This window comes from Planotetraspora kaengkrachanensis (assembly GCF_016862895.1).
Taxonomy (GTDB): domain Bacteria; phylum Actinomycetota; class Actinomycetes; order Streptosporangiales; family Streptosporangiaceae; genus Planotetraspora; species Planotetraspora kaengkrachanensis.
In genome coordinates this window covers 94,755-113,216 of record NZ_BONV01000025.1, presented here as the reverse complement: position 1 = coordinate 113,216, position 18,462 = coordinate 94,755, and the positions used below count along the sequence as shown (strand labels likewise).

Genomic DNA, 18,462 nt, shown 5'->3' with positions numbered 1-18,462 from the left:
ATCGATTGACGGGCCGGGCCGGCCCGAGCAGTCTGAACCGGTGCTGATCAGACGTGAGACGGCGGCCGACGCCGAGTCCGTTCGCGCGGTGCACACCGCGGCGTTCGCCCCGATGACGGCTCCCGGCGACCCGGTCGTCGAGGCGGACCTGGTGGACGCGTTGCGCGCCTGCGACGCGTGGCTGCCCGCTCTGTCGTTCGTCGCCGCCGGGCAGGAGGGCGACGTCGTGGGGCACGTGGTGTGCTCGCGGGCCCACGTCGACGGAACGCCCGTCCTGGGTCTCGGGCCCCTGGGCGTGCTCCCGCGCGTCCAACGCCAGGGAGTGGGCCACGCCCTCATGCACGCCGTGCTCGGAGCGGCCGACGCGCTCGGGGAGCCCATGGTGGTGCTGCTCGGCCATCCCGCCTACTACCCGCGGTTCGGCTTCGGGCTCGCGGAGGACTACGGGATCGTCCCGCCGGTCGCCGAGTGGGCCCCGCACTTCCAGGTCCGCCCGCTCTCCGCCTACCACCCGTCGATCCGCGGCCGTTTCGTCTACGCCGCCCCCTTCACCCACCTCCCGGCGTGATCATGCACAGGTTCGGCGAAGCACCGCCTGACCTGCCCCACCCCCGGCGTGATCATGCACAGGTTCGGCGAAGCACCGCCTGACCTGCGCTTTCCCATGTTGTGATCATGCGCACATTCGCGATCATGCCGCTCGACCTGGCGTCATCCTGTTCGTGATCATGCACGGGAGGTGGCCGGCGTTGTCGCGGAGCCACCCACGGGCGTGGTCGCCTGTGGACAACCGGTGTTTTCCACAGAACCGATTTCTGGCGGGAGGCGGACCCGGCGGGTCGTCCATCTTGGGGCTTCCGAGATTCCCCAGGAGGACCCATGCAGATCACCTATTCCGTTCCGGCGGAGACGACGTCGGTGTTCGTCGTGACCGTGGACCGTGCGCCTGTGGAGCTGTCGTCGATCGTCCCGTGGCGCATGGGGAAGCCGCACCGGCGCAAAGCGATGGAAGTGCTCGGCACGCCGCGGCTGGAACTGGAGGCCGTTAGGGCCGACCGCTCACTCTGGCGGCGAACGGGCATCAAGGACGACGACCTGAGACGGGTCTCCAGAGCCCGCCATCATGTCGTGGTCTCCAGCACCGCGCCGGTCGAGGCGCAGCCGGAGGCCGCCCAGGTCGCCCGCGCCGCGGCGCGCGGTGTGGCGGAGGCCTACCGCGGGGTGATCGTGGACAGGCTGACCGGTTCCGCCGTCTACCACTGCGCCGCCTGCCCGGGCGAACGTCAGGACTTCCGCCTGGGTGACGACTGGCTCGGCTGGACCGTCGACCTCGACGACGACCGCTCGTGCCCGCCGTGGGATCCGGACGGCACCGATGTCTGCACGTGCCTGCGGGTGACGACGCGTGGCCTCGCGCGGTTCGGGCTCCCGGAGGTCATGCTGGACGGCGCGGCCTGCGCCCACCGCCTGTGCACGGTCAACGTGCTCCGCACCGTCGCGCACCGGCTGCTCGCCGGTCATCTCTCCTGGCTCGGCGGTGACCCCGGCTCCCGGTGCCGCACGATCGGTGATCACCTGCGGCTGGACGGCACCGACTTCGCCGTCTTCTCCGGCTCTCCGGAACTCGGGCGCGAGCCGTTCCACGTACGGCTGACGCGCGACGCGGCCGACAGGTCGTGCCTGAGGGTGGGCCCTCCGGAGGGCTTCGAGGGGACCGTGAGCGAATGGCTGAGCCGTACGCCCGCGCTCCGCGTCGCATGACGCCCGTGGTGAAGCCACGGACGGCCGGAGATGCGAGCGTGCGGCACTTTCCCGCCGTGCCGTACGTCCCGTGGATGTGAGCCGTTCGCGAGCCCGGGGCCGTGAGGGAGATGATGCTCGTCTCGCAACGAGGAGGAGCGGATGGCACGCAGTGCGGTGGTGGCGGCGGTGAGCCTCAGTGGGACTCACACCTTCAGCAAACCCGACCAGGACGTCATCCGGCTGCTGGCCGGCCTCGGGGTGGAGGGCGACGCCCACATGGGGGTCACGGTCAAACACCGATCACGGGTGGCCCGCGACCCCGGTCAGCCCAATCTGCGGCAGGTGCATCTGATCCACGAGGAGCTGCACGACGAACTGCGCGCGGCGGGCTTCGCCGTACGGGCGGGGGACATGGGGGAGAACGTCACGACGCGCGGGCTCGACCTTCTCGGGCTGCCCGTGGGCGCGCGGCTTCATCTGGGTGAAACGGCTGTGGTGGAGATCACCGGCCTGCGCAATCCCTGCCTGCAGCTCGACGGCTTCCAGAACGGGCTGTTGAAGGCGGTTCTGGACCGGGACGAGGACGGAGGCCTGGTCAGGAAGGCCGGGATCATGGGGATCGTCGTCGATGGCGGTGAGGTGCGGCCCGGAGACCCGATCGTCGTCGAGCTCCCGGCCGGACCCCTCCACCGCCTCGAACCTGTGTGAGCCCTGGCGGGCGGGTCAGTGCTGGTGACCGTCGTGGTCGTGGTGGTCGTCCTCGTCGCCCTCGTCCTCGAGGACGCCGTCCGACGGCTCGACACCGAGCATGGCCTCTCGCGGCTCGATGTCGCTGAGGTGCTCGACCAGACCAAGAACATGATCCGGCTCGATCAGCCACTGAAGGGCCGCCGCGCCGGTGTCATCGGTGTTGACCAGATCGATCTGCTCTTGACGCTCGTCCTGCTCAAGTTCCGTCTCGGGGTCGCGGATCTCCGCGAGAGCCGCCGCCTGCAGGGCGCCCACGTCCATGACCTCGACGACGAGGTCGACGGTGAGACGCAGGTAGCGTCCCGTGTCCGTTGTATCGCTCATGGTCGGGATCCTATCGGCAGCCGGTCAGGGCAGTTTCCACTCGACGGGCGGGGCGCCCTGTTCGGCGAGCAACTCGTTCGCCCTGCTGAACGGCCGGGAGCCGAAGAAGCCGCTGCGCGCGGACAGGGGACTCGGGTGGGCCGACTCGATGCACGGCACCTGACCGAGCATCGGCCGGAGATTACGGGCGTCACGGCCCCACAGGATCGCCACGAGCGGGCCGCCGCGGGCGGCGAGCGTCTTGATGGCCTGCTCGGTGACCTCCTCCCAGCCCTTGCCCCGATGGGAGGCGGGCTTGCCCGGCATCACCGTCAGGACTCTGTTGAGCAGGAACACGCCCTGCTCGGTCCACGGAGTGAGGTCGCCGTTGGTCGGCGGGGGATAGCCGAGGTCGGCCATGTACTCCTTGTAGATGTTGACCAGGCTCGCGGGGATCGGCCGGACATCGGGCGCCACCGAGAAGCTCAGGCCGACCGGGTGGCCGGGCGTGGGATAGGGATCCTGCCCCACGATCAGCACGCGGACCTCGCCGAGAGGCTGCTGGAACGCGCGGAGGACGTTCGCCCCCGCTGGAAGGTACTGCCGACCTTCCGCTATCTCCTGCCGGAGGAAGTCGCCCATTGCGGAGATCCGCTCGGCGACGGGTTCGAGGGCCGTGGCCCATCCGGCTTCCACTACTTCGTGCAACGGACGCCCTGCCATGGTCGCGAACTCTATCGGCTTTCGCGGGTGCCGATGCCGCCGGAGACAAAAGATCGGATGCCCGCTTACCCCCGTGAAGCGGGCATCCGATGTCCGGGGTCATGCCGGCCCCTGTACGCATCACCACTACGACATGGCAGGAACTCGGCGAAATATCAGGAGTTGGCATGAGATCGAGGACAAACTTGTCAATGCGGTGACATCAGCGGCTCTAGCCGTACAGAATGGGGCCTAGCCCGGATGCGCGCTTTTCCCCCCGTGAAGCGCGCATCCGGGCCCTTTCCGTGCGGTCATGATGAGGGGCTATTTCACGGAGCCCGCGAGCAGCCCTTGGACGAAATACCGCTGGAAGCCGAAGAACAGGACGAGCGGGATGATGAGCGACAGGAACGCACCTGGCGCGAGGATGTCCACGTTGGTCCCGAACTGTCGCATCTGAGATTGCAGTGCCTTGGTCATCGGCTGGTTCTCGGTGTCGGCGAAGACCAGGGCGACGAGCAGGTCGTTCCAGACCCAGAGGAACTGGAAGATGCCGAGCGACGCGATCGCGGGCTTGGCCAGCGGGAACACCACGGTCGCGAAGATCCGCCACTCCTGCGCGCCGTCCATCCTGGCCGCCTCAAGCAGCTCCCGGGGGATGCCCACGAAGAAGTTGCGCAGCAGGAAGATGGCGAACGGCAGGCCGAACGCCACGTGGAACAGCACGACTCCTGTAATCGAGCCGAATATCCCGAGAAATCCGTACAGCTTGGCGATCGGGATGAGCGCGATCTGGACCGGCACCACCAGCAGGGCGATGACGACGAGGAACACCGCGTCCCTGCCGGGGAACTCGATCCAGGCGAAGGCGTAGGCCGCCATCGCCGCGATGCCGATGACCAGCACCGTCGCGGGGACCGTGATGAGCACGGTGTTCCAGAACGACGAGCTGAAGCCGGCCGCCAGCAGGCTCGAGTAGTTCTGGAAGGTGATCTCGGCGGGTTTGGTGAACAGGGTCCACCAGCCGGAGGCGTTGTTCTGGGCCTCGCCGCGCAGCGACACCACGAGCAGGCCCAGCGTCGGCACGAGCCAGAACACCGCCACCAGGACGAGGACGACCTGCACCACGCCGCCGCCGACGCGGTCGGCCACGCGCCCGAGGAGACCGCGCTCGATCCGCTGGGCGGACCCCGGTTCGGTCAGGGTTGTCATCGCTCGTCCCTCCTGAACCGGCGGATGTTGAAGATCATGAACGGGAGGACCAGCACCAGCAGGAAGATGGCGAGGGCGCTGCCCATGCCCTGGTTGCCGCCGCCGCCGAACGAGACCCGCCACATCTCGAGCGCGATCACGTTGGCCTGTGGTTGCACCGACCCCGGCGCGATGATGAACACCAGGTCGAACACCTTCAGCACGTTGATGACCATCGTGACGAAGACGACGAGCAGGACCGGGGAGAGCAGGGGCACGGTGATCCGCCGGAACACCTGCCACTCGGTCGCGCCGTCGATCCGGGCCGCCTCGAGGGCGTCGCGGGGGATCGCCGACAGCCCGGCCGCGATCAGCACCATGGCGAAGCCGGCCCACACCCAGATGTACGCGCCGATGATCGCGGGCGTGATCAGGCCGGGGCCGAGCCAGGTGATCCCGTTGAAGGGCGCCTGGAAGTTCGACTGCGGGAGCCGTACGAGATAGGAGCCCGCGGGCAGACCGGTGAAGTGGAAGCCGCCGTCGGCGGTCGTCTCGGTGGTGCCCTTGACCACACCGCCGGAGACCGCCTCGACCGTGATCCCGGCCAGGCCCTTCTCCTGCGGGTCGATCTGGTTGAGCGTGCCGCCGCCGCCCCGGACGACGTCGAGCCAGACCGTGCCGCTCAGACCTCCGGCCGGAGCCGCCTTCGCGGGAGCGGCGTCCTTGACGACGTCGGGAGGAAGACCGACCAGCGGGAGGAGCACCGGCTGGCCGTCCTGGACCTGCTGCTTGGTCACCACGGCGCCGTTCTGTACGGCCGCGGGCGCCTGGTCGTTCTCACGCGGCCGCGCGCCCGGATACCCGGCGCTGGAGGAGAACGTGTCGTGCACGACGGTGATCACCGCGTTGGCCACGCCCTTGTCGGGGTCCTGCTCGTAGACGAGACGGAAGATCACTCCGGCCGCGAGGAGGGAGACGGCCATCGGCATGAACAGGATGAGCTTGAACGCCGTCGCCCAGCGGATGCGCTCGGTCAGCACCGCGAACATGAGGCCGAGCACGGTGACGATCAGCGGCGCCACCACGACCCAGATCACGTTGTTCCTGATCGTGGTCAGCGTGGCGGAGTCCGTGAAGATCGAGCCGTAGTTCCCCAGGCCGACGAAGCGGTTCCCGGCGGAGTCGTACAGGCTCCTGAAGATCGAGTAGATGATCGGGTAGACCACCCACGCGGCGAGGAGCAGGACGGCGGGCAGCAGGAAGAGCGCCGCCATCCTGGGGGAGGGTCCGAGCCGACGGGGGGTGCTGCTGTCCACGCGCGCGGCCGCAGCCGGCGCGGATCGGGTCTCTATCGGGCCGGAGGTGGCCCCGGCGGCAGGGATGTCGCCGCCGGGGGCCTGCGGGCCGTCCAACCGTTCGGTCACGGCCGCGTCTCCCTACTCCGTGAACGCCTTGGCGGCGTCCGCCTCGAGCTTGGCCTGGGCGCCCTTGACGTCGGAGGGGTTGCGCAGGAAGTCCTGCAGGTCCTTCCACTCGCCCTTGCCGTCCGTGCCGCCGAACGCGCTGGGCGCGAGGTCCGACATGTCGTACCGGACCGACTCACCGGCGGAGATGATCGTCTGCGCCAGCTGCTTGGTGAGGTCGTCCGGGTAGTTGTCGGGGGAGACGTTGCGGTTGGGCGAAAGGTAACCGGGCTGCTTGGCCCAGACCTCGCCGCCCTCCTTGGACGCCAGGTACTCCACCAGCGCCTGCGCGCCCTTGGAGTCCTTCATCACCACCGCGACGTCGCCGCCGAGGACGACGGGAGCGGTGTCACCGGCCTTCGGGAACGGCATGATCTTCGCCTCCTGGCCGACCTGGGCGCCGGTCTGGCCCAGCGACGCGGCCACGAAGTCGGCCTCGATGACCATGGCGGCCTTCTTCTGGGCGTACGTCTGGGTCACGCAGGTCGGGAAGTCGGTCTGCAGCGCGCCGGACGAGCCGCCGAGCATGAACTCCTGCTTGCCGAAGATCTGCGCCATCTTCTCCAGCGCGGTGGTGACCGAGGGGTCGGTCCACGGGATCTCGTGCTTGGCGAGCTTGTCGTAGTTCTCCGGACCGGCCGAGGACAGGTAGACGTTCTCGAACAGGTCGGTCAGCGTCCAGCCGGAGGCGGCGCACATCGCGAACGGCGGGGTGCCCGAGTCCGCCAGCGTCTGCGCGGTCTTGCCGATCAGGTCGTCCCACGTCTCCGCCGGCTGGGCGCCGGCGTCGTCGAAGGCGGTCTGGCGGTACCAGATGAGCGACTTGTGCGCCGCCTTGACGAGCACGCCGTAGACCTGGCCGCTGGCCGAGCCGAGCTCCTTCCAGTACGGCGTGTAGTTCTGGTCGATCTGCGCCTGCACCTCGGGGGCCAGCGGCTTGAGCGCGTTCTGGTCGGCGTACTGCTGAACGAGGCCCGGCTGGGGCAGGATCGCGACGTCCGGCGGGTTGCCGCCCTGGATGCGCGGGCCCAGGTAGGCGCCGGTGTCCTCGCCCGTCGAGGCGTAGGTGACGGTGGCGCCCGTCTTGTCCTGGAACGCCTTGAGGACCTTCTCGAAGTTGGCCTGCTCGTCGCCGGTCCACTTGGCGGCGACCTCGATCTTGACGCCTGCGAGCGGCTTGGCGGCGGGGGCACCGCTGCTCTGCGCGGGTTCTGGGGTGGTGTTGCCGCCACACGCGGCCGCCGCGAGGGCGAGCACCGCCACCGTCAGGGGGAGTTTGCGCATGATCTATCCTCCGGGCTGGACGACCTCGCCGAGCTGCTGCTTGAGATCGGCGACGGTTTCGTCGACGGGTTTGCTGAGGTTGAGCGCGCCGGACACGGCGCTGGAGATCACCAGGCTGACCTGGTTGTAGTTGGGGGTAACCGGCCGGGGGCGGGCGGTGAGGATCGCCTCCTTCAGCACGGGCAGGTAGGGGAAGCGCTTGATCAGGGCGGGATCGTCGTAGAGCTCGGCCCAGACCGGAGGGAAGGAGCCCTCGGTCAGGACCAGGCGCTGGATCTCCGGGCCCGTGAAGTAGCGGATGAAGTCGAGAGCCGTCTTCTGCCGCTTGGAATAGGCGCTGATCGCGAGGTTGAGCCCACCCAGTGAGCTGGACCCCGGACCGGTCAGCCCGGGCAGCCTGGTCACCGAGAACTTGCCCGCGAGGGCGGAATGGGTCGCCGGGCCGTACGCGTGTGGCCAGTTGCGGGCGAAGACCAGCCTGCCCTCCTGGAACGCGAGCCGGGACTCCTCTTCCTTGTAGGTGAGCGCCTCCTGCGGGATCCAGCCCTCTTCGACGCCGCCGACCAGGAAGTCGAGCGCGGTGCGCGCGGCGCCGAGGTCCATCGTCACCCGGCGCGCGTCGGGGCTGAGGATCTGGCCGCCGGCGGACTGGACGGCTTCCGTGAAGTTGACGGTCAGCCCCTCGTACGGAAGGAGCTGTCCGGCATATCCACCTATGTGGTACTTGGCGCTCAGGCGGGAGGCCTCGTCGCGCAGCTCGGCCCATGTCGTGGGCGGCTTGAGGTGCTCCTTCTTGAGCAGGTCGGAGCGGTAATAGAGCAGCCCGGCGTTGCTCGTGTACGGCGCGGCCCAGAGCTTGTCGCGGTAGATCGCGGTGTCCGCGACCCCCTTGAGCATCTTGTCCAGCGGGACCACGCTCCGGTCGAGCGGCACGATCCACCCGGCGTCGGCGAACTCCGCCGTCCACACCACGTCGAGCCCGAGCACGTCGTAGACGTCGCTGTGGGCCTGGAGATTGGCCACCATCTGAGCGCGCTGCTCGTCGGCCGCCTCGGGGAGCTCCAGCAGCGTCACCGGCTCGGACGGATGGGTCTGGTTCCAGCGGTCGAGCAGCGGGCGAAGATAGGCGGTGGTGTCGCGGCCCGTGGCGAAGGTGATCGGACCCGTCCCGCTCGTGCCCTCCGACGTCCGGCCCGCGGAGTCGCCCAGCCCTGCGCATCCGGCCACCAGTACGGCGGTCAGGAGTGCGGCGGCTCGGCGGACCACGTGACCTCCGGATTAAGTCGTAGTTACATACGTGTTAGGTAGATGCATGCATGTTATGCATAGCGATAATGTGGGAGTCAACGGCTGGATCCGTAACGCTCCGGTAACTGCTTCGGCGGTCGCCCGGGGGCTTCGCGGCGACATCTCGACTGGCATCTCGACTTGGCATCTCGACTTGGCATCTCGACTGGCGTGGAGGTGGGCGCGTGCGGCTGCCGTTGCTGGCACTCCTGGCAAAGGAACCTGCCCACGGGTACGAGCTCAAACAGGCGCTCGAGGTGACGTTCGGCAGCGCATATCCCTCACCCAACATCGGCCAGATCTACGTGACGCTGGGGCGTCTGGAGAAGGACGGGTTCGTCCGGGCCGTCGACGTCGAGCAGTCGAACCGGCCCAACAAGAAGGTCTACTACCTCACCGCCGCCGGCCGCGAGGCGCTGGAGGCCTGGGTCGACGAACCCACCGAAGGCCCGCGCGTGCGGGACGAGTTCTTCATGAAGCTGGTGCTGGCCCCGCTGACCGGCATCGCCGACCGGATGGCGCTGGTCAACCGGCAGCGCAGGCATTATTTGTCGTTGATGCGAGACCTCGGCGAACTGGCCGAGCGCACGGACCCGGGGAACCGCGTCGCCCGCCTGCTCATCGAGGGCGCCATGCTCCACCTCCAAGCCGACCTGGACTGGCTCGAACGTTGCCAGGAGGACCTGACCTGATGCGCCCCCACCCCCCACTCCCCGCCCCGCCCCGCGCTCCTGCCGTGATCATGCACGGATTCGCGGATCGCCGCCTGACCTGCGCCGACTCATGCCGTGATCATGCACAGATTCGCGATCATTCCGTACGACCTGCGGCGACGCCGTTCGTGATCATGCAGGGATGTGGCCCGCGGTGACCAGCACCCCCGTGATCAGGGCGACCGGCCTCGTGAAGATCTACCAGACCGGCGGCCTGCCGGTGCCGGCCGTACGCGGGGTCGATCTCGTCGTCGAACCGGGGGAGTTCGTCGCGATCATGGGCCCGTCCGGGTCGGGAAAATCCACCTTCGTCCACATGCTCGGCGGGCTGGAGACCCGGACCAGCGGCGAGATCTGGCTGGACGGCAAGCGGGCCGACACGCTCTCGGAGAGCGGCTGGGCGGTGCTCAGGCGGCAGAAGGTCGGATTCGTCTTCCAGTTCTTCAATCTGGTCACCAACATGACCGTGGCCGACAACGTGGAGTTGCCCGCCCTTCTCGGCGGGGCGTCGCCGAAGCACGCTAGGGAGCGGCGTGAATACCTGCTGGCGGAACTCGGCCTCGAGGAACGGGCGGGCGCCGCGCCCGGCCAGCTCTCCGGCGGCGAGCAGCAACGCGTCGCGCTCGCCCGGGCGCTCGCCAACCAGCCGCGCCTGCTCCTCGCCGACGAACCGACCGGCAATCTCGACAGCCGCAACACCCGCGACGTCCTCAAGCTGCTGGGCAAGGTCCATCGGCAGGGGCAGACGATCGTGCTCGTCACCCATGACGCCAGGGTCGCGAGCATGGCGGACCGCGTCGTCAGCCTCCTCGACGGCCAGATCGTCGACGACGCGCCCATCGCCAGGCTCCAGCGCCGTCCAGGCGGTACGGCGGGCGACATCGTCGAGCTGCATGGATGAGCAACGTGCATGATCACGAACAGCGACGCCGCAGCTCGGACGGCATGATCACGAGCCCGTGCATGATCACGGCATGGGTCGGCGCAGGTCAGGCCGCGCTCCGCGAATCCGTGCATGATCACGGGAGTGGGCGTGGTCACGGGGGTGGGCGTGATCACGGGGGTGGGCGTGCGGGCTGAGGTCAGGTGGGTGCGGGCCGACCTCCGGGCGCGCCGGGGGCAGGCTCTGCTCACCGTCATCGCGGTCGCGGGGATCGTCACCGCCCTCATCACGGCGGCCACCCTGCTCGAGGACGGCACCAACCCGTGGCGGGGGCTGTTCGAGCGAGGCCGGGGCGCCCACGTCTGGATCCACACCAAGGGCGCACCCAACGTCCCTGCGCTCCGGGCGCTGGGCGGGGTCACCGACGTCGCCGGGCCCTACCGCAGCGCTCCGGCCACGCTCGCGGACCACGGCAGGAAGGTCCCGATCGCCCTCCAGGAGACGACGGCGGCCCTCCCCTCCGTCGCCCGGCCGCTCCTGCGGGAAGGGCGCTGGCTCGACGCGCTTCACCCCGACGGCGTCGTGGTCGAGCAGTCGTTCGCCAAAGCGCTGGGGCTCCACCCCGGCAGCCCGTTCCCCGTCACCGGACTGAACGGCGCCACGCACACGCTGACCGTGGCGGGCCTGGCCGAGAGCGGCGACCAGGGCTTCTATCCCGAGTGGACTCCGGGGCTCGCCTGGACCCTCTCCTCGACACTCACCATGGTCGAACCCGCGCCCGGCCGCACCGAGACCGTGACGGGCCTTCGGCTGGCCGACGCCGGCTACACCGACATCGTCGTGCAGCAGGCCGTCATCACGCTGCGCAACCAGGTCCAGCGGGTCTCCACCTGGCGTGAGGTCCGGGCCTCCATGGAGCTCGACAACCGGCTGCTCGGCCTGCTGCTCGCCCTGTTCGGCCTGGCCGGGCTGGTCGCCGCCGCCCTCGCCGTCGCCAACGCCACCGGCGGCCGGGTGCTCACCCAGCTCCGCGACATCGCCACGCTGAAGTCGCTCGGGTTCACCCGGGAACAGGTGACCCGCATGCTCGTCGCCGAGCACGGCACGCTGGGGTTGCTCGGCATCGCGCTCGGACTCGTCGCCGGACGCGTCATCACGGCCTACGCGCTCTCCGACACCGTGGTCGTGCCGCTGTCGTCCGGCCCGTTCGTCGCGATCGCGGCGGGCACGGCGCTGGTGGTGCTGGTCGCGGTCTGGCTGCCCGCCTGGCGGGGCGGTGCGACGCCGCCCATCCCCGCGGCCCCCGCGGCGCCTCCGCACGGCCGCCTGTCGCGGCTGGCCAGGGTCGCCCTCCTCGTACGGCTCCCGCCCGCCCTGGTCCTCGGGGCGAGGGACGCCTTCACCCGTCCCGCTTCCGCCGTCCTCACGCTGACCGGCGTGGCCATCCCCATGATGATGATCACGATCGGGCTGGGCTGCTGGGCCACTCTCGACGGGTTCAGCCGCCATCCGGAGCAGGTGGGCCAGGCCGCAGCCCTGTCCGTACGGCCGGGCGACCTGACGGCGAGCGAGGCGCTCGTCCGCGTGATGGCCGACCCCGACGTCGTGACCGCCTATCCGGGGGTGGAGCTGGACGCCCTCGTACCCTGGCAGACGAGGACGGTGCGCACCCGCGCGCTCGGCCTGTCCTCCGACCCGTACCCGTTCCCGGTGGTGGAGGGCAGGATGTTCCGGGACCGCGGCGAGGCCGTGGCCGGGCAGGGCCTGCTCGACCTGCTCGGGCTGCGCATCGGCGACCGGGTCCGCATGACCATCGGGGGCACGCCGCTCATCGTCAAGATCGTCGGCAGGGTGATCGAGCCGGAACAGGACGGCGAGGTGCTCTCGTTCGGCGTCGACAGCCTGGCGGCCAAGGACGCCAGGCCGCCGCAGTTCTACAGCCTGGTTCTGCGACCGGGCGCCGACGCCGCCGAGGTGCGCGCGCGGTTGCAGTCGCAGGCACTCGAAGTGGACCAGGCGGTCAACCCGGCCGACCGGCTGTCGGTCATCCGCGTCATCATCGTGGCGCTGGTCGCCGTCCTGGCTCTGATCGGACTGGCGAACCTGTTGACGGCGAGCGCTCTCGGCCTGCGCGATCACCTGCTCGACCTGGCCGTGCTGAAGGCGATGGGCCTGACCCCGCGGCAGGTCATGGCCACCCTGGTGACGGGCACCGGGCTCGTCGCGATGGCCGGTGTGGTGCTCGGCGGAGCCGCGGGCGCGTTCCTGTCGAAGGGCCTGATCGACCTGGAGGGCCGCGGGAGCGGGGTGGGGGCGGGAATCGGCCGGGCTCCCACGCCGGGGATGCTCGCCGGGGCCCTGCTCGTCGCGATCGGGGCGACGCTGCTGGTCGCCCTGATCCCCGCGCGGCGGGCGGCGCGGGCACAGGTGCCCGTCACCGCCCGCTGAAAACGCTCGGCCCGCCGAAAACGCTCGGCCCGCCGAAAACGCTCGGCCCGCCGAAAACGCACAGCACCGCTGAAAAACGTGCGGCCCGCCGAAACCGCACGGACCGCCGGAACCTCGGGACGACCGGCTCAGGACTCCTGCTGGATGGACAGCCAGTAGAAACCGTGCGGCGGGAGGGTGAGCAGGTAGGGCAGTTCGCCGATGGCGGGGAACGGCACGCCGCCCCGGCATTCGACCGGCGTCATGCCGGCGAAGCGGCGAAGGTCGAGCTCGACCGGCTGCGCGAACCTGGACAGGTTGTTGACGCACAGGACCCGGTCGTCGCCCTCCTCCCGGATGTACGCCAGCACGCTGGGGTTCGACGACCACAGCTCGGTGTATCCGCCGGTGCCGAAGATGGGGTGCTCGCGCCGGATCTGCAACATCCGCCGGGTGAAGTGGAGCAGCGACGACTCGCTCTTCAGCTGGGCTTCGACGTTCACGGTCTGGAACCCGTAGACCGGGTCCATGACGGCCGGCAGGTAGAGCCGTCCGGGGTCGGCCTTGGAGAAGCCGGCGTTGCGGTCGGGGCTCCACTGCATCGGCGTGCGGACCGCGTCGCGGTCCTCCAGCCAGATGTTGTCGCCCATGCCGATCTCGTCGCCGTAGTACATGACCGGCGATCCCGGCATGCTGAGCAGCAGTGCGATGAACAGCTCGATCTGGTCCCTGTCGTTGTCGAGCAGAGGGGCGAGCCTGCGCCGGATGCCGAGGTAGGCCCGCATCCGCGGATCCTTGGCGTACTCGGCGTGCATGTAGTCGCGCTCTTCCTCCGTCACGCTCTCGAGCGTCAGCTCGTCGTGGTTGCGCAGGAAGATGCCCCACTGACCGCTCTCGGGCAGCTTCGGCGTGCGGGACATGATCTCCGAGATCGGCTCCCTGCTCTGCCGGCGCACCGCCATGAAGATGCGCGGCATCAGCGGGAAGTGGAACGCCATGTGGCACTCGTCGCCGCCGGTCGTGGGGTCGCCGAAGTACTCGACCACGTCCTCGGGCCAGCCGTTCGCCTCGGCGAGCAGGACGCGGTCGGGGTAGAGCCGGTCGACCTCCGCCCGGACCTTCCGCAGGTACTCGTGCGTCTCGGGCAGGCCGGAGCACGACGTGCCCTCACGCTCGAAGAGGTACGGCACGGCGTCGAGCCGGAAGCCGTCGACGCCGAGGTCGAGCCAGAACCGGATGACCGCCATCATCGCGTCCTGGACGGCCGGGTTGTCGTAGTTCAGGTCCGGCTGGTGGTGGAAGAACCGGTGCCAGTAGTACTGGCCGCGAACCGGGTCGTAGGTCCAGTTCGACTCCTCTGCCCCGATGAAGATGACCGGCGCGTCGCCGTACTTCGTGGGGTCGTCGGACCAGACGTAGAAGTCGCCGTAAGGACCCTCGGGGTCCTGCCGGGACGCCTGGAACCACGGGTGCCTGTCGCTGGTGTGGTTCATGACCAGGTCGGTGATGACCCGCAGGCCGCGCGCGTGCGCCTGCTCGATCAACTCGACGAAGTCGCCCAGGTCGCCGAACTCCGGGAGGACCTTGAAGTAGTCGGCGATGTCGTAGCCGCCGTCGCGCAGGGGCGAGTCGTACAGCGGAAGCAGCCAGATGCAGTCGATTCCCAGCCACTGGAGGTAGTCGAGTTTCTCGATCAGCCCCCGCAGATCGCCGGTCCCGTCTCCGTTGGAGTCCTTGAAACCGCGAACCAGCACTTCGTAGAAGACCGCCTGCTTGTACCAGTGCGGGTCCTGCTCCGTGTATTCCGTGATTTCTTCCACCGGCATGAGATCTCCGGTCATGATGATCTGGGTGTCCGGCGTCAGGTCGCCGGCCATTTCGGACGCGGACGCCGGCACAGCCGGCTCCGGGCATGTCGAAGCAGCGTTCATCTGGTCTCACTTGAGGAAAAGAATGGGGCGTGCGGCCAGATCACGCCCGAGCCTTGAAGCTCACGCCGTCTTGTTTGGCCTTATTTGACTCAAACCTACCACTGCTTAACGTCTGACCGTAATTGCTTACTTCCTGGTAAGGGGAACTTTTTACCTGCTTTCGAATGATCACCGGGTGCGATCGCGGGAATGTGCCGCGGCGACTCACGAGGCCTAGGGTGAGCGGCGTGACACCCGCCCGGCTCGGCCCGCTTCTGGGGGCGCCGCCCGTGCCTCAGGGGTCGTGGGACCACGAGGCCGTCGTCGTCTCCGCGGCCGCGCTCAAGGCCGCCCGGGGACGCCCGCCGCGGGACGCCGCCGAGGAGATCGCCGAGCGGCTGTGCGGGCAGGCCGGCGTCGCCGGTGTGCGGATCCGGCCCAACGCCTTCCTGGAGATCGTGCTGGCCGTCCCCGGTGAGATCGCCCGCGAGATCGTGACGGCCGGATCCCCGGGAATCCCGCGCATCCCCCTTCCCGGTCTGCCGGACCTCCCCAGGACGTGGGAGAACCCGGGCTTCGTCGTCCGGTTCGCGCACGCGCGCGCGGCCGCCGTACTGAGGTGGGCCCGTGACCTGGGCGTCCCCGGGGAGAGCTTCCGCCCCGAGGCGCTGGACGATCCCCGGGACCGGGCCGTGCTGCGCGTCCTCGCCGAACTGCCCAGCCGTACGGCTGGCCGCGAGCCGGCGTGGGAGGCCTATGGTGAGCGGCTGGCCCTGACCTATCACGACGCGCACGAACACGCTCCCGCCGTCCCGGCCGGCGACCGCCCCGCGGAAGAGGTGCACACCGCCCGGTTCTGGCTGGCGAGAGCCGTCCAGGCCGTCCTGCGGGATCTTTACGGTGAGCTGCCGAGCAAATTGTGATGGATGCTCCTGGAGCGTCCCGTGAGTCTGTCTCGCCACATGGGCGCCCGTCTCATAGGGGCGGCGGGGTCGGATAGCCTCGTTCGGGTGAGTCGATTCGCCCATCCCGCCGGTGACAGGCATGCCGAGGTGCTGCCTGAGGAGCGTCCTCCGCACGCGCCGGCCGACCTCAACGCCCTCGACCCCGCGATCTGGCCGCGAACGTCCGGCCGCACCGGCGGTGTGATCACGATCGGCGGTGTGGACGTCCGGGACCTGGCGAAAGAGTACGGCACGCCTCTCTACGTGATCGACGAAGAGGATTTCCGCTCCCGTTGCCGCGACCACAGGGCCGCCTTCCACGACGGCGACGTCCACTACGCGGGCAAGGCGTTCCTGTGCCGCGAGGTCGCGCGCTGGATCGACCAGGAGGGCCTGGGCCTCGACGTGTGCAGCGCCGGCGAGCTCGCGGTCGCGCTCAGCGTCGGGTTCCCGCCCGAGCGCATCACGATGCACGGCAACAACAAGTCGCTCGCCGAGCTCGATCGCGCCGTCGAGGTGGGCGTGGGCCACATCGTGGTCGACTCCTTCGAGGAGATCGCCCGGCTCGGCTACCTCGCGGAACGGCACGGCCGGCGGCCCAAGGCCATGATCCGGGTGACGGTGGGCGTGGAGGCGCACACCCACGAGTTCATCGCGACCGCACACGACGACCAGAAGTTCGGCCTGTCGCTGAGCAGCGGGGCGGCCGCGGAGGCCGTCCGGCGCATCCTCGCCCTGCCGCAGCTCGAGCTCGTCGGCCTGCACTCGCACATCGGATCGCAGATCACCGACACCGCGGGTTTCGAGGTCGCGGCCCGGCGCCTGGCCGCCTTGCTCGTCGACATCAGGGACGAGCACGGAGTGATCCTGCCGGAGCTCGACCTGGGCGGCGGCTACGGCATCCCCTACGTCGAGGGCGACGAGGCGCCGGACATCAAGGTCATCGCCGACAGCCTGCAGGAGATCGTCAGCAAGACCTGCCAGGCGGCGGGGCTGCCCGTGCCCAGGTTGACGGTCGAGCCTGGCCGCGCGATCGCCGGCCTCGCCGGTGTGACGCTCTACGAGGTCGGCACGGTCAAGGACGTCGAGGGGCTGCGCACCTACGTCAGCGTCGACGGCGGAATGAGCGACAACATCAGGACGGCGCTCTACGGCGCGGACTACACGGCCGTCCTCGCCTCGCGCGGCACCGCGGCCGGGCCGATGTTGTCCCGCCTGGTCGGCAAGCACTGCGAGAGCGGCGACATGATCGTCCGTGACCTGTGGATGCCTCAGGACATCGCGCCGGGCGACCTGGTCGCGGTGGCGGCCACCGGCGCCTACTGCCGCTCGCTCGCGAACAACTACAACTACCTACCGAAGCCCGCGGTGGTCGCGGTGTCGGGGGGCCGGTCCCGTGTGATCGTGCGCGGGGAGACCGAGGAAGATCTGTTGCGGGGGCAGCTGTGACCGGAATCGGCGCGGGACCACGCGGCGGCGAGACGAGGAGGGCTCGTGACTGACGGCAAACCGGCGCTGAGGGTGGCGCTGCTGGGTTGTGGTGTCGTCGGATCGCAGGTCGTGCGGCTGCTGGGCGAGCAGGCCGACGACCTGGCCGCGCGGATCGGCGCCCCCCTGGAACTGGCGGGCGTCGCCGTGCGGCGGCTGGGCCGCAGGCGGGACACGGAGATCGACCCCGCGCTGCTCACGACCGACGCCGAAGCGCTGGTGACCCGCGACGACGTCGACATCGTCGTCGAGGTGATCGGCGGGATCGAGCCGGCCAGATCGCTGATCCTCGCCGCGATGTCCCACGGCAAGTCCGTGGTGACCGCCAACAAGGCCCTGCTGGCCGAGGACGGCGCGACCATCCACGCCGCGGCCAGGGAGAACGGCGCCGACCTGTACTTCGAGGCGAGCGTCGCGGGGGCGATCCCGCTGCTGCGCCCGCTGCGCGAGTCGATGGCCGGCGACCACGTCCACCGTGTGCTCGGCATCGTGAACGGCACGACCAACTACATCCTCGACAAGATGGACTCCACGGGGGCCTCGTTCACCGACGCCCTCGAGGAGGCCCAGGCGCTCGGGTACGCGGAGGCGGACCCGACCGCCGACGTGGAGGGCTTCGACGCCGCGGCCAAGGCCGCCATCCTCGCGGGCATCGGCTTCCACAGCCGCGTGACGGCCGCGGACGTGCACCGTGAGGGCATCACGGAGATCACCGCCGCCGACGTGGCCTCGGCCAAGGGCATGGGATACGTCATCAAGCTCCTGGCCATCTGCGCGCGCTCCGACGACGGCGGCTCGATCGGCGTCCGGGTGCACCCCGCGATGATCCCGAGGACGCATCCCCTCGCGGGCGTCCGGGAGGCGTACAACGCGGTGTTCGTGGAGGCCCAGTCCGCGGGCAGGCTGATGTTCTACGGCGCGGGCGCCGGCGGGGCTCCCACGGCCTCCGCGGTCCTCGGTGACATCGTGGCGGTCGCGCGCAACCGCATCGCGGGGACCCGCGGGCCCGAGGAGTCGACGTACGCCGACCTGAAGGTCCATCCGATGGGAGACACCATCACGCGCTACCACGTCTCCCTGGACGTGGCGGACAAGCCCGGTGTGCTCGCCCAGGTCGCCGAGGTCTTCTCGACCCACGACGTCTCGATCCAGACGGTGCGGCAGGAGGGCAGGGGCGACGACGCCCAACTCGTCCTGGTGACCCATCGGGCCAATGACGCCGCCCTGTCGGCGACGATCGAAGACCTCCAGGATCTCGACATCGTGCGCGCGGTGGCCAGCGTCATGCGCGTCGAGGGAGACGACACTCCGTAGCAATTCGCTGACAAATGGGGCGAAGAGCGCTTTCTGTCTGTGCTGTGCCAGAATGCGGTT

At 69.6% G+C, this 18,462-nt stretch carries 16 protein-coding genes; 9 read left to right on the top strand and 7 right to left on the bottom strand.

Annotated elements, in window-relative coordinates; translation table 11 throughout:
• Positions 1-40 precede the first annotated feature (40 nt).
• The 3 genes from Pka01_RS24710 to Pka01_RS24700 all read left to right on the top strand — a co-directional run bounded on the left by Pka01_RS24710 (position 41) and on the right by Pka01_RS24700 (position 2,451).
• Complete coding sequence (locus tag Pka01_RS24710) at positions 41-568, top strand: GNAT family N-acetyltransferase (RefSeq protein ID WP_203885245.1); 528 nt, start codon at positions 41-43, stop codon at positions 566-568.
• Positions 569-879: 311 nt separating this feature from the next.
• Positions 880-1,761, top strand: coding sequence for a hypothetical protein (locus Pka01_RS24705; protein WP_203885244.1), 882 nt, complete (start codon positions 880-882; stop codon positions 1,759-1,761).
• 141 nt (positions 1,762-1,902) lie between these two features.
• Positions 1,903-2,451, top strand: coding sequence for an MOSC domain-containing protein (locus Pka01_RS24700; protein ID WP_203885243.1), 549 nt, complete (start codon positions 1,903-1,905; stop codon positions 2,449-2,451).
• Positions 2,452-2,466: 15 nt separating this feature from the next.
• Here the strand turns inward: Pka01_RS24700 and Pka01_RS24695 are convergent, their stop codons facing one another.
• The 6 genes from Pka01_RS24695 to Pka01_RS24670 form a co-directional block, all read right to left on the bottom strand.
• Positions 2,467-2,817: a hypothetical protein gene (locus tag Pka01_RS24695; protein ID WP_203885242.1), complete on the bottom strand. Its 351-nt coding sequence runs from the start codon at positions 2,815-2,817 to the stop codon at positions 2,467-2,469.
• A gap of 24 nt (positions 2,818-2,841) precedes the next feature.
• Positions 2,842-3,519, bottom strand: a complete 678-nt coding sequence (locus Pka01_RS24690) for a uracil-DNA glycosylase (protein ID WP_203885241.1) — start codon at positions 3,517-3,519, stop codon at positions 2,842-2,844.
• A 303-nt stretch (positions 3,520-3,822) separates the two neighbouring features.
• Complete coding sequence (locus Pka01_RS24685; RefSeq protein WP_203885240.1) at positions 3,823-4,710, bottom strand: carbohydrate ABC transporter permease; 888 nt, start codon at positions 4,708-4,710, stop codon at positions 3,823-3,825.
• The gene (locus tag Pka01_RS24680) at positions 4,707-6,113 is read right to left on the bottom strand and encodes an ABC transporter permease (protein ID WP_239115268.1); all 1,407 of its coding nucleotides are present in this window, start codon (positions 6,111-6,113) and stop codon (positions 4,707-4,709) included. Before Pka01_RS24680 ends, Pka01_RS24685 begins: the two co-directional genes overlap by 4 nt.
• A 12-nt stretch (positions 6,114-6,125) precedes the next feature.
• A complete protein-coding gene (locus tag Pka01_RS24675; RefSeq protein ID WP_203885239.1) occupies positions 6,126-7,436 on the bottom strand; it encodes an ABC transporter substrate-binding protein in 1,311 nt (436 codons plus the stop codon).
• A 3-nt stretch (positions 7,437-7,439) separates the two neighbouring features.
• A complete protein-coding gene (locus Pka01_RS24670) occupies positions 7,440-8,702 on the bottom strand; it encodes an ABC transporter substrate-binding protein (RefSeq protein WP_239115267.1) in 1,263 nt (420 codons plus the stop codon).
• A gap of 206 nt (positions 8,703-8,908) precedes the next feature.
• On the opposite strand from Pka01_RS24670, the gene Pka01_RS24665 reads away from it, so the two are divergent.
• From Pka01_RS24665 to Pka01_RS24655, 3 genes are all read left to right on the top strand, one after another.
• On the top strand, positions 8,909-9,415 hold the full coding sequence (locus tag Pka01_RS24665) for a PadR family transcriptional regulator (RefSeq protein ID WP_203885238.1): 507 nt from the start codon (positions 8,909-8,911) through the stop codon (positions 9,413-9,415).
• A gap of 175 nt (positions 9,416-9,590) precedes the next feature.
• Positions 9,591-10,337 (top strand): ABC transporter ATP-binding protein, encoded by a 747-nt coding sequence (locus tag Pka01_RS24660; RefSeq protein ID WP_239115266.1) that lies wholly within the window; start codon positions 9,591-9,593, stop codon positions 10,335-10,337.
• A gap of 114 nt (positions 10,338-10,451) precedes the next feature.
• Positions 10,452-12,767 carry an ABC transporter permease gene (locus Pka01_RS24655; RefSeq protein WP_203885236.1) on the top strand — a complete coding sequence of 772 codons (2,316 nt, stop codon included), beginning with the start codon at positions 10,452-10,454 and terminating at the stop codon, positions 12,765-12,767.
• Between the two features lie 128 nt (positions 12,768-12,895).
• Here the strand turns inward: Pka01_RS24655 and treS are convergent, their stop codons facing one another.
• A complete protein-coding gene (gene treS, locus Pka01_RS24650; RefSeq protein ID WP_239115280.1) occupies positions 12,896-14,587 on the bottom strand; it encodes a maltose alpha-D-glucosyltransferase in 1,692 nt (563 codons plus the stop codon).
• Between the two features lie 317 nt (positions 14,588-14,904).
• Between treS and Pka01_RS24645 the strand changes: the two genes are divergently transcribed.
• The 3 genes from Pka01_RS24645 to Pka01_RS24635 all read left to right on the top strand — a co-directional run bounded on the left by Pka01_RS24645 (position 14,905) and on the right by Pka01_RS24635 (position 18,402).
• Positions 14,905-15,579 carry a DALR anticodon-binding domain-containing protein gene (locus tag Pka01_RS24645; RefSeq protein ID WP_203885235.1) on the top strand — a complete coding sequence of 225 codons (675 nt, stop codon included), beginning with the start codon at positions 14,905-14,907 and terminating at the stop codon, positions 15,577-15,579.
• An 87-nt stretch (positions 15,580-15,666) separates the two neighbouring features.
• Positions 15,667-17,049 carry a diaminopimelate decarboxylase gene (gene lysA, locus Pka01_RS24640; RefSeq protein ID WP_203885234.1) on the top strand — a complete coding sequence of 461 codons (1,383 nt, stop codon included), beginning with the start codon at positions 15,667-15,669 and terminating at the stop codon, positions 17,047-17,049.
• A 45-nt stretch (positions 17,050-17,094) separates the two neighbouring features.
• A complete protein-coding gene (locus tag Pka01_RS24635) occupies positions 17,095-18,402 on the top strand; it encodes a homoserine dehydrogenase (protein ID WP_239115265.1) in 1,308 nt (435 codons plus the stop codon).
• Positions 18,403-18,462: the final 60 nt, after the last annotated feature.